This window comes from Streptomyces sp. NPDC001153, from assembly GCF_053598315.1.
In genome coordinates this window covers 89,858-101,385 of record NZ_JBSFJZ010000024.1, presented here as the reverse complement: position 1 = coordinate 101,385, position 11,528 = coordinate 89,858, and the positions used below count along the sequence as shown (strand labels likewise).

Sequence of the window (11,528 nt, the reverse complement as noted above, 5' to 3'; positions counted from 1 at the left end):
CTCGCACGGGTCCGAGTACGGCCTCGGCGCTGCGCCGGGGATTGCTGAGAGAGCCGCATGGACTCCACACCCTCCCCCTCGTCCTCGTCGCCGTTCGACCTGGTCAGCAGCGCCCTGGGGCGCTACATCCCGCGCGGCGGAGCGGCAGCGGCCGCCGGTCCTGCCGACACGCGGGACGACCGCACCACCCGCCGGCCCGCACCCGGCAACCCGGCAGCCGGCGGTCAGGACCAGATTCTCGGCGTGGTCAACCTGGACAGCGATCTGAGAATCAGTCGCTGCAATCTCGCCGCCCCCGTGTTCGCGGGTCTGGAGGCCGTGGCCGGGAGTCCCTTCGTCGATCTCCTGCCCCCCGGGGACGTACCGACGGTCACACGGCGGTTGCGGCAGGTCCTGGAGACCGGTGAGGCGCACGTCGCCCGGATCCAGCGCCTGCGGCGCGGCGACGGGTCGGAGCTGGTGGTCTCGATGAGCATCCTGCCCGCCGCGGCGCCTCAGGAGGGGCTGACCGTCTCCCTGATCGCCATGGCCAGGAGGCTGCACCTGTACGCCGCCGAGACCGCGATCGGCACCTCGCTGGACATCGGCGAGACCGCGCAGTCGCTGGCGCAGTCCCTGCTGGCCTGGGGAGACGTGGCCGCCGTCGACCTCGACTTCGCCGTGTGGACGGGCGAGGGAGTCACCGGGCAGGGGCAGGGGCGCATCCGGCTACGGCGGGCGGCCCTGGTGCCGGACCGGGCATGGCCCGAGGGCTACGTGACTCCGGGCGATGATCTGCCCAGCGACGCGAGTCGTCTGCTGGCGCAGGCGGTACGGCGGGACGACGCCCCGCAGGCCATCGTCATACCCGACCGGGAGGCGGTCGAGCGGGTGCTCGGCAGTCCGCGGGTGATGCGTGCCCTGGTGCCCGGTGACCGGTCGGCGGGTGTGGCGTGCATACCGCTGGTCCTGGACGGCTCGCCGCCCGTCGTGCTGGGCGTGGCGGAGGTATGGCGGCGGGCGGACTGCCCCTTCCGCGACAGCGAGCTGTTCGACCTGCAGGAACTGGTTGCCAGGACCGCCCATCACGTCGACCTGGCCCGTCAGCACCAGCGCGAGCACAAGCAGGTGCTGGCCTTGCAGCGCCGGCTGCTGCCGCGGACCGGCGGTGACACCATCGAGATCGCCAGCATCTACCAGCCCGCCACGCCCGACAGCGCGGGCGTCGGTGGCGACTGGGTGAACAGCTTTCCGCTGCCCGACGGCCGTACCGCGCTGGTGGTCGGTGACGTCGTCGGGCACGGCCTGGGAGCCGCGGCCACCATGGGCCAGCTGAGCATGGAGGCCCGCGCGCTGCTGTCCGCGGGACTCGCGCCCGACGAGGTGCTGGAGCACCTGGACGAGACCGTGACGCTGCTGGACGACGCGGAGTCCGGGCTGGCGGCCGGGTACAGCGCCCTCGGGTCGACCTGCTGCATCGCCCTCTACGACCCGGTCAGCCACCATGTGGCGCTCTCCAGCGCCGGCCACCTCCCCCCGGTCCTGGTCTCCCCGGACGGGCACGCGGGCGCGCTCGCGGTCCGCCCTCACCCCGGCCTGGGCGCCGAGTTCGCGCTGCGGGAGCCGTTTGACGTGCACACGTTCGACGCGTCCCCGGGCTCCCTGCTCGCCCTCTACACCGACGGCCTGGTGGAGGATCCTTCCGTGTCGATCGACGAGGGCATCGCCAGGCTGGCGGACGTCGTGTCCAGGGTGCATCCGTGGGACGCCCTGCAACAGGCCGCACGGCACGTCGTCTCCGCGCTGGCACCCGCGCACCAGCGGGACGATGTGACCCTGCTGCTCGCGCGGATGATCGGCTACCGCAAGGGGGACACCGCGACCTGGCGGCTGGCCGCCCGCGACGATGCCCCCGCCCGTGCCCGCGCGCAGGTCTCCGCGCTGCTGCGGCAATGGTGCACCAGGGATGACACCCGGGACAACGCGCTGCTGCTGGTCAGCGAGCTGGTCACGAACGCGGTGCGCTTCGCCACCGGTCCCATCACGGTGCGGCTGATCAGGGCCGGTCACGGCCTGCTGTGCGAGGTGGGCGACACCGGCAACGGCAGGCCACGTCTGAGCCGGGGCGGCCTCCTCGACGACGGCGGCCGTGGCCTGCACATCGTGCACAGGCTCACCACCCGGTGGGGGGTGCGGTGGACGGACACCGGCAAGGTGGTCTGGGCGGAGGTGGCGAGGTGACGCGGCCGTGGGTCGGGGTGCGGTCGGCGTATGAGGGCGCGGCGAGGGTACAGGCGTAGCCGTCAGCCGTCAGCCGTCAGCCGTCAGCCGTCAGCCGTCAGCCGTCAGCCGACGCCACCGGCGCCACCGGCCGTACGGACGGTGCCCTCAGCGGTACCGGTGGCGTGACCGGCGACGCGGACCGCCCGTTCGCCGGTGCGGGTGGCGCGGGCTCGCACTACAGCCACTCCCCTTCCAGGGCGGTGGCGGTGAGGCCCGGTGCCGCCGCGTACAGGACGGCGCGACTACCTGGCTTCTGCCCGGCGTCGTGCGCCCGCCGCATGATGTCGAACACGGCGGCGCCTCCGCGATTGCCGCTGGTGTAGCTGTCCCGGCTGTAGTCCAGCAGGCCCGACGGCCACGCTTCGGGCATCGTCTGCTCCATGTACTCCAGCACCCGGGTCCCGCCGGGGTGCGCCAGCAGCACGTCGGGGTGCCAGGAGTCGGGGTCGTCCTGGTACCGGACGCGCAGCCACTCCCACATCGCGCTGACCGTCTCCTGTACGGCGCGCGGCCCGCGCCGGTCCATCACGAAGTGGGTGCCGTCCGCCCTCGTCTCCAGGCGGTGCAGGTCCTGGGTGCCGGGCAGGGTGTGGTGCCAGGCGGAGTCCAGCCGCAGCACCGACTCGCGCCTCGGGCGGCCCGTGACCACCGCGGCGACCGCGGTGTCCGCGAACAGCAGCCGGACGATCAGGGACTCGAGGGTGTCGTCCGCGGGCTGGTAGGTCGTGCTCAGCGCCTCCGCGATCACGACCAGGACCACCCGGTCGGGGTCCGCGGCCACGAGATCCGCCGCCAGCGCCAGGGAGCGGGTCCCTGCTATGCAGGCCCACTGCGTGGCCGGCAGGAGCATCACGTCGTTGCGGAGCGGAAGCTTGTTGGCCAGAGAGATGTCCAGGCCCGGCAGTGCCGGGGTGGTGGAGTTACTGGTGATCAGGCAGTCGATGTCCGCGGCGTCCAGCCCGGCGATCTGCAGGGCCCCACGCGCCGCACGCTCGCCGTAGGACTGCACGGCCTCCCAGGCCGGCGCGGTGCGCTCCTGGACGGTCTGCGGCCCGGGTATCGCCTCGAGGGCGGCGATCACACGGTCCACGTCCTGCTGGGTGAAACCGTCGCGTGCCAGCGCCTCTTGGGCCGCCCCGATGCCGACGCCCCGCAGTCCGCCGCCGTTGCCCGGCGCGACGGCGGTCTCCAGCGGCAGCATCCACCCGCGGCTCTCGATGCCCGTGCCGGCCGCGATGCCGTCGATCCGCGGCGCCCACGCCGCGTGCGGATGCCGGTCGCGCACCTCCGCCACGATCTCGCTGGTCTTCACGGCGTGCTCGCCGTGTATCACGGCAGGAGGACAGAGATAAGCGGCCATAATGGGGCACCTTTCCAGGGAAAACAGGCAGGAATGTCGCGAGTGCTGTGTCATGGGTCACTTTGGAGCGTTGCGCCCAAAAGGTTGGCGATAGGCTCCACTTCGGTCGTCGATGTCCGTTTCGAGCATGGATGCTAAATGGACATTTCCGCTGTGATGCAGACAACTTAGGCGGCATTGGAATGCGTGAAACGGCACACACCGCTGCAATCGGCGCCCTCCGGGCGGCTCCATAAGGCTCACCTGACTGATCGTCAGAAGGTCGTCCGGACGGTGGCCGCCGCCATTCCTCCCGAGCCCCTGGCGATCACGGAGAAGGCGTCGCGCACGAAGGAGCGAACACATGTGCCGTTGCGCACCGGGATGCGGACCGAGGTTGCCCTTGCGCCGGTGCACCGCTCCGGCGCGCCTCGGCGGGAGCCGCCCGTAACAGAGTGGGAACAGCGTCACTCAGCCGTCCGACGGTCGGCACAATGACTCCATGCCCGAGTACATCGAACTCAGCCTGGCCGGAGCGGACTTGCGCCTGGAAGTCGCCGAGGTGGGGGAGCCGGTCGCAGGCGGTGGCCAGTGGACACCGGTGGCCGCCGGCGGCTCCAGGGTCGCCGAGGTGGCCGCCGACACGCTCAGGGCCGCGCTGCGTCCCCTGGGCCCCGTCCTGCAGCAGGTGCACGACTCGATCGCGAGCGCCCCGAACCCCCCGCGCGATGTCTCCGTGGAGTTCGGTGTCCAGATCGGTCAGGATCTGAAACTCGGCATCGTCGGCGGCAGCGGGCAGGCCACCATGAAGATCACGGCCAGCTGGCGCCTCGGTGGAGAGCCGAACTGAGCCATGGGGTGGTTCCGACAGGACGGCCCGCCCGGGCCCGTCGTGTCTGTGCTGAAGCATGCCCCGGGGGACACTGCGAAGGCCTCGGTCCAAGAAGCGGGAGCGGCAGTTCTGCTGTCGCCCCGTCAGGTCCTCACCTGCGCGCACGTCGTCAACGACGCCTTGGGCCTGCCTCTGTTGGCGACTGAATGGCCCACGGCGCACGGGCTCGACGTGATGTTCCATGTCACCGGTGCACCCCGGCGAACCGCACACGTGAGCGTCTGGGTGCCGCCTCGGTCCGCACCGTCCGGCATGTGGCAGGGCGACCTCTGCGTGCTCGAACTGGCCGACGCAGCGCCCGAGCAGGTCCGCCCTGTGGTGTGGCTGGACATGACCGAGGGCCAGCAGCTGCGTGCCTGGGGCGGTGACGGTGCGGTGGGCGGTTTCGCCGACACCGAGGCCAAACTGGCCGACCAGGGCGTCTACTACCTGGACGGCCTGCTCTCCGGGGGCGCGATCGCGCCCGGGTTCAGCGGTGGGCCCCTCTGGGTCAGGAACGACACGGTCGCGGTGGGCCTGGTCGTCGCGCATCACCACACCCAGGGCCCACTGGCCAGTCAGCAGGTCCTGCGTCGCAGTTGGGCCCTGCCCTGGCAGACCATCCGTGCCGAGTTGCGAGCGTCGGGAGCCGGCGAACTGATCGACTCCTGCGTGACGCGCGCGCCCGCCACGTGCGAGGACACCGTCGGTGAGACGCTGAGCCACGCGCTCTGGAGGTTGCTCGCCGATCCGGTCCAGCGAGCGGACCATGCCTGCCGCCTGGCGTCCCAGCTGGGATACGGCACGCCCGCGGACGGCTCCCCACCGAGCGTGGACGAGCTGGTCACCCTGCTCACCACCGTGGAACGCGCCCTGGCCACGCTCACGGAATCGCTGTCCCTCGCACACGGGGAGGGACCGCGCCCCGAAGCGCTGAACCAGTTGCTGGCGGCCGGGCGGCTGAGCGGCATGGCACGACTGCTCTCCGTGGCCGAGTACCACGGCCTGGTCGAGAGGCTCAAGCAGGTCGCGGCGAGCGACCCCGCGCTGCTCCCACGGGCCGCCCGTGAGGCACTGAGGTACACACCGCTGCCGCTCACGCGGAGGGCGGCGCTGTCCCCGGAAGGTGTCGAAGCCGCGGTCGGCGAACTGGAGGAGCTGTCGGACGGTGACGCCCTGCCGGACGGCGGCCCTTCGGTCCCCGCGTTGCTGAAACTGGTCGAGTTCACGGCGGCAGCCCTTGCCGCACCGCTCCGTGACGAACTGACGGCATGGAACGAGCGCGCCTCGCGCCGGCTCGGCGTGCACAGGGCGGCTCTGGCCCAGCGCCGAGGGGACGCGCTGGCCTGGGCCGCCCAGCGTCCGGCGCCGGTCGTCCGTCTCGTCGCGGAGATCGGCACCCTCGCTTCCGACCCCGCCGACCACCACCGCCTCCGCCTGTGGCAGGTGGACGCGGACGGCACACCGCGGCCCGTCGTCCCGGAGGACGCATGGCCGCGTACGGCCGGGGAGATCGGCCGGCTGATCCGTGAAGCGGCCGAGCGGGCCTCGGCGGACAGCGGCCACGTGGTCAAGGACATCGAGATCCAGGTGGATCGCGACGGGCTGCATCTGCCGATCGACGAATGGGATACCGGCGGCGTGCTGGAATGGCTGCCGGGCGAACCCCTCGGCGTCCCCTATCGAGTGTCGTTGCGCTGTCCGGATCTCACGAGCCGAAACGCCCGGCTGCACGCCACCATGCTGCGCGCTCGCTGGTCGGAGGCCGGCGTGAACGAGCCCTTGGTCGTGGACGAGCAGCTCTCGGACCCGAGGCGGCTGGTGACCAAGCTGAGGACCTCGCACGAAGGCACCAGCCAGGTCGTCCTGCACGGATCCGCCGAGATCCGCAGCGTCCTGCTCGAAGTGTGTCTGGCCTGCGGGGTGCCCGTCATCCTCTGGGACCGCGCCGCCGAGTCGTACGCCGACGCCCGCAACCTCGAAGAGGTGCGTCCCGCCGGCCCGCTCTTCGAACTGCCCGAACGGGTCAGGCGGTTCCGCGGCGACTTCTGGGGCGATCCCGTGCGCCATCCGGCGCGTCCCGCACTGGTGTGGGAGCCGGAGGAACCCCTGGCCCTGCCGAGCAGGCCCCGACTCGTGGACCCCGCAGAAGGAGTGCGCAGCTGATGACCGATCCCAACGCCGACCAGGAGGCTCCGGCGGCCCCTGCTCAGCCGTGGCGGCTGTTCCGGGGGGACGGCCGACCGCGGGACGTCGAGTTGCCCGTGGCTCCACCGTGGCGGCGCTTCGTGGAGCGGACCACGGCGACCCGTCGGCCCTACCTCATCGGCAGGAAGGAGGCCGACGTGGTCAGCGCGGCGCTCCTCCTGCGGCGGCCCCTTCTGGTGACGGGAAACCCAGGCACCGGAAAGTCGTCGCTGGCGTACGCCGTCGCCCACGAGCTCGGCCTCGGCACCGTACTGACCTGGGCCGTGAACAGCCGCAGCACCGTCCTGGACGCCCTGTACCAGTACGACGCCGTCGGCAGGCTGCGGGAGAGCAACCTGCCCCGCGACTCCTCCGGCGAGAGCCTCGACATCGGCTCCTACGTCCGCCTCGGTCCCCTCGGCACCGCACTGCTGCCCTGCGCACGACCGCGCGTCCTGCTCGTGGACGAGCTGGACAAGGGAGACCTTGATCTGCCGAACGATCTGCTGACACTCTTCGAAGAGGGCCAGTTCGAGATTCCGGAGCTGGCCCGGCTTCCCGAAGAACAGTCCTGCGTGTCGGTGATGACGGCTGACGCGGACCGAAGGGCGGACTTGCTGCGCGGCCGGGTGCTCTGCGAGGAATTCCCTGTCGTGGTCATCACCAGCAACGGCGAACGCGAGTTCCCTCCGGCCTTCCTGCGCCGCTGCGTCCGCCTGGACCTTCCCGACCCGGACGAGGAGCGGCTGCGGGCCATCGTCTCCGCCCATCTCGGCGAGTCCGCCGCCACGGAGGCCGAGGAGCTGATGACGGCGTTCCTCAACCGCCGTGCCCGAGGCGAACTGGCCACGGACCAGTTGCTCAACGCGGTCTTCCTGCGCATGGGCGGAGTGGACCTCGGCGCCGCCGGACTCCTGGACGCCGTTCTGCACCGGCTGGGCGGGGCCGGCCAGTGACGTCACCGGGAGAGGTCCTGCGCCTGCTGGCCGATGCCGGTGTCGACATGTCGGCCGACGAACTGCTGGATGCCCTGTGGCTGGCCCGGCACCTGCCCGCGGACGCCACGACGCCGCTCGCGCTCATCCTCGAAGGCTCCACGGGCGCCGAGCGGATCGCCACGGCCTCCGTGACCGGGCGCCGGCAGCGGACCAAGCCGCCCATCCGCGGCGCCGAGCCGTCCCTCACGGCGCCCGACCGGCGCGCGCCGCACGCCGGCGGCCACGAGGCCGGCCCGGACGGCGAGGAGGCGCGCTCGGATGCGGCCGGCTCGGCGCTGCACGGTGCGCAAGCCCCTGCACGGCCCGGAACGCTGCCCGCGTTGCCCGTGCGGGTCCCCGAGGCGAAAGCCCTGACGCGGGACGAGCTGCCCCTGGGCCGGGCGCTTCGCCCCCTCAAACGCAACCGTCCCGATCTGCGAGTTCGGGAACTGGACGAGCGGGCGACGGTCACGGCCATGGCAGACACCGGGCTGCTCGACCCCGTCATGCGACCGGCCCGCACCCGATGGCTCGACCTCGTGCTGCTGGTCGACGACGGCGTGTCGATGCTGCTCTGGCGGCGTCTCGTCACCGAGGTCCGGCAACTGCTGGAACGCAGCGGCGCCTTCCGTACCGTCCGGGTGTACGGCCTCGACAGCCGCGGCCCGGATGCCCCACGCCTGTCCTCACGCCCGTACACCCATGACGAACGGAGCACGTCACGGGGCCTGCTCGCGACGGACACGTCGCCGGACAGCGCCCTCCTGCTGGTGATGAGCGACGGCGTGGGAGCCGCCTGGCACGACGGCAGGATGCATGACGCCCTCGCGCGCGCGGCACGCCTGGGCCCCGTCGCGGTCATGCACACCCTCCCGCGGCCGCTGCGTGACGACTCCGGCATCCGGGCCCGGCAGTGGCAGGTCACGACCCGCCGCGCGGGCGCCCCCAACCACTCCTGGGAGGTCCGCGATCCGGTCCTGCCACCCGATCTGGTCCCCTTCGACGGACTGCGGGTACCCGTGCTGGAGCCCACCCCCGACTTCGTCGAGGCCTGGGCCGGGCTGGTGACCGCCGCGGCCGTCACCGCGCAACTGCCCCTGCTCGACGTCGCGCAGCCGGCGCTGCGCCCCCCACCTGGGCCCGACGCGAGTGATCCCGGACAGGACGTGCTGCGTTTCCGCGCGGCAGTCACCCCCGAGGCGTACCGGCTCGCCGCCCATCTCGCGGCCTGCGCGCCGGTGACCGTACCCGTCATGAGGCTGGTGCAGATGGCGCTCGGAGAGCACATCCGCACCAGCCACCTGGCGGAGGTCTTCCTCGGAGGCCTCATGCTCCGCACGGACTCGGGTGGTGACGCCACCCCTCCCGAAGACCGTGTCTTCGACTTCCCGGAAGAGACACGCCGGATCCTGATGAGTACGGTGCCGCCGAGCGACCTGCTGCGGACCAGCAGGTCGCTCGGCACCCGGTTGCACGAACTGATCGGCCGGGCACCCGAGTTCTCCGCCTGGCTGGCCGATGAGCAGGGCGCCGGGCGGGTCGACGGTGCGTCGCTGCCGTTCGCGATCACGGAGGAGCGTGTGCTGGGGCGGCTCGGGCTCACCGCCCCCGGCGGTCTCCGGCTCCGGGCCGGGAAACCGGCCGTTCCCGTGGACGCGTCGGCTGCGACGGCCGTGGTGATCACGACGCTTCCCATGGAGTACGCCGCGGTACGGGTCCATCTGGACGACCCCGAGGAGCGCGTGCACCCCACGTACGGCACCCGGGCCGAGATCGGGCGTCTTGCCGGCACGCGCTGGCGCGTCGCCGTCCTCGAGCCACCAGAGGCACCGGTGCCGGCTTCGCTGATCGCGCAGACGGTGTTCTGGCTGGAGGCGCGGGTGGTTCTCTTCGTCGGCATCGCCGGAAGCCTGAAGGACAGCGTCACCGTCGGGGACGTCGTCGTGGCGACAGAGGAATATGTACTTCGTCCCGATCCGCACTCGACCGAGGGGTCGCGTTATCACCCCGAGCTCCGGCTCGGGTCACCTCATCTGCAGTACCAGGCCAGGCTGGCACTGCGGGAGGACACCCGCGTGCACTTCGGCCGCCTCGTGGCCCTCCCCGTAGTGGGTGACGGACCGGCGTCGCTGGACCGGAACCTCTGGCAGTACGTCAGCGATGCCATCGCCGTCAGCGGGGCCGAGATGGCAGGCTCCTTGTTCCCGAGCTACCTCGAGGGCACGGCACAGGCGTTGGCCATCCGGGGGATCAGTGACACGCTCGACGCCGCGAAGCAGGGCAGCGGCGCGGCGGGAACCCAACGGTGGGCAGCGGCGCAGGCCGCCGCGGTGGCCGTCAAGGTCCTCCGCGAGTCGGCACCGGAATCGATCCCGCACCCCGAGCCCGAGACGCCGCCCGCCCTCGGCCCCATGCCGACGGTTTCCACACCTCCCCTACCCCCGTACGCCTTCACGGGGCGCTCGGCGGAGGTGGTCCACCTGCTCGCGCTACTGGACCCCTCTCCTGCCGACGACAGCCGGCCGCCGCTCCCGGTCTGCGCCGTCACGGGTATGGGCGGCATCGGCAAGACAGCCCTCGCCGTCCAGGTCAGCCACCTCGTACGGGCACGGGGCTGGTTTCCCGGCGGAGTCTTCTTCGCCGATCTGCGCGGCTACGACACCGATCCGGTCACGGCCGGACAGGCCGTTGCGGCTCTTCTCCCGGCCTTGGGACTGTCCGACGCCCATATGCCCTCGACAAGCGCCCAGCGCTTCGACGCATACCGGGCCTTTCTCGCCGAGAGAAGGCAACCGATGCTGCTGATCTTCGACAACGCGGGGTCCCCGGACCAGTTCCTCCCCCTGCTGCCCCCGACCGGCCGTCATCGCTTCCTGATCACCTCCCGGGATCGCCCCCCCGACTCCCTCCCGGTGCGGCTGATCGACCTGAGCGTACTGAGCCCGGACGACTCGGTCGCCTTGCTGAGGTCGGCGCTGCGAAGCAGTGACGAGCGGGACGACCGCGCATCCCGCGAACCGGAGGCCCTCCGCGCACTCGCCGAGCTCTGCGGACACCTGCCACTCGCCCTCCAGGTCGCCGCCGCGCTGCTTCGCCGCCGCCGCCATCGGAGCATCGCCTCGCTGGTATCGGAGATCGAGGAGGCCCCGGACCCGACGGCCGTCCTCCGCACCCGGGGAGTGGACCAGTACGGAACAGGCCTTTCGATGCGCCCGGTGCTGGAGACGTCGTACCGCCGTCTCATGGCCGAGCAGGCCCGGTTGTTGCGTCTGCTCGCCGTGGCTCCGGGCCCGGACACGAGCACGGAGGCCGCGGCCGTGCTCGCCGACCGCGACACAGCGGTCACGTTGACGCTCCTGGACGACATCGCCGCGGCCGGCCTCGTCACGCCCGTACCGGCAGGGGAGTCGGGGGCGCGCTGGCGGTTGCACGACCTGGTGCGGGCCTTCGCGGCAGGCCTGGCGGCGAGTGACCCGAGTCGGGAACAGGAGGCGGAGGCGGCGCGAGAACGGCTGCTGGCGTTCTACGCGAGCCGGGCACACGCGGCTGACGACCGATTGCGCTGGCTTCCGGGGAGGCCGCAGCCGGAGCGGTTCGACACCCGCGCCAAGGCGCTCGCGTGGTTCGACCAGGAGCGGCCGGGTCTGATGGCGGCCGTTCAGTGGGCCGGGGAGGAACGGTTCGCGCCGGCGGCTCTCACGCTGTCCGCACACCTCGCGGCGTACCTGGAGTGGCGCCGGCTCTTCGACGACTGGATCACCGTGAGCCGGTGCGCCCGCGACGCGGCCCGTCGCGCAGACAACGTCTCGGCCGAGGCCGACGCGTGGAGCAGTCTGGGCAGAGCCCTTCAGGAGACAGGGCGGCCGGAGGAGGCGATGGAGGCGGCGCGACG

7 protein-coding genes are annotated in these 11,528 nt (G+C 72.1%); 5 read left to right on the top strand and 2 right to left on the bottom strand.

The window, feature by feature from the left end; translation table 11 throughout:
- Positions 1–57 precede the first annotated feature (57 nt).
- Positions 58–2,220 carry a SpoIIE family protein phosphatase gene (locus tag ACWDEN_RS26460; RefSeq protein WP_450860269.1) on the top strand — a complete coding sequence of 721 codons (2,163 nt, stop codon included), beginning with the start codon at positions 58–60 and terminating at the stop codon, positions 2,218–2,220.
- A gap of 104 nt (positions 2,221–2,324) precedes the next feature.
- Here the strand turns inward: ACWDEN_RS26460 and ACWDEN_RS26455 are convergent, their stop codons facing one another.
- Together ACWDEN_RS26455 and ACWDEN_RS26450 are read right to left on the bottom strand one after the other, a co-directional pair.
- Entirely contained in the window at positions 2,325–2,447 is a 123-nt protein-coding gene (locus ACWDEN_RS26455) for a hypothetical protein (RefSeq protein ID WP_351610300.1), read from the bottom strand.
- On the bottom strand, positions 2,438–3,622 hold the full coding sequence (locus ACWDEN_RS26450; RefSeq protein WP_351610302.1) for a beta-ketoacyl-[acyl-carrier-protein] synthase family protein: 1,185 nt from the start codon (positions 3,620–3,622) through the stop codon (positions 2,438–2,440). Before ACWDEN_RS26450 ends, ACWDEN_RS26455 begins: the two co-directional genes overlap by 10 nt.
- A 481-nt stretch (positions 3,623–4,103) precedes the next feature.
- Here ACWDEN_RS26450 and ACWDEN_RS26445 point away from each other — a divergent pair, with 481 nt between their 5' ends.
- From ACWDEN_RS26445 to ACWDEN_RS26430, 4 genes are all read left to right on the top strand, one after another.
- Positions 4,104–4,451, top strand: a complete 348-nt coding sequence (locus tag ACWDEN_RS26445; RefSeq protein ID WP_351610304.1) for a CU044_2847 family protein — start codon at positions 4,104–4,106, stop codon at positions 4,449–4,451.
- A gap of 3 nt (positions 4,452–4,454) precedes the next feature.
- Positions 4,455–6,638 carry a VMAP-C domain-containing protein gene (locus ACWDEN_RS26440; protein WP_351610306.1) on the top strand — a complete coding sequence of 728 codons (2,184 nt, stop codon included), beginning with the start codon at positions 4,455–4,457 and terminating at the stop codon, positions 6,636–6,638.
- Positions 6,638–7,615: an AAA family ATPase gene (locus ACWDEN_RS26435; RefSeq protein WP_351610308.1), complete on the top strand. Its 978-nt coding sequence runs from the start codon at positions 6,638–6,640 to the stop codon at positions 7,613–7,615. The genes ACWDEN_RS26440 and ACWDEN_RS26435 overlap by 1 nt, the downstream gene beginning before the upstream one ends.
- The coding region (locus tag ACWDEN_RS26430) for an SAV_2336 N-terminal domain-related protein (protein WP_450860268.1) at positions 7,612–11,528 on the top strand (3,917 nt) is incomplete at its 3' end. The genes ACWDEN_RS26435 and ACWDEN_RS26430, both read left to right, overlap by 4 nt.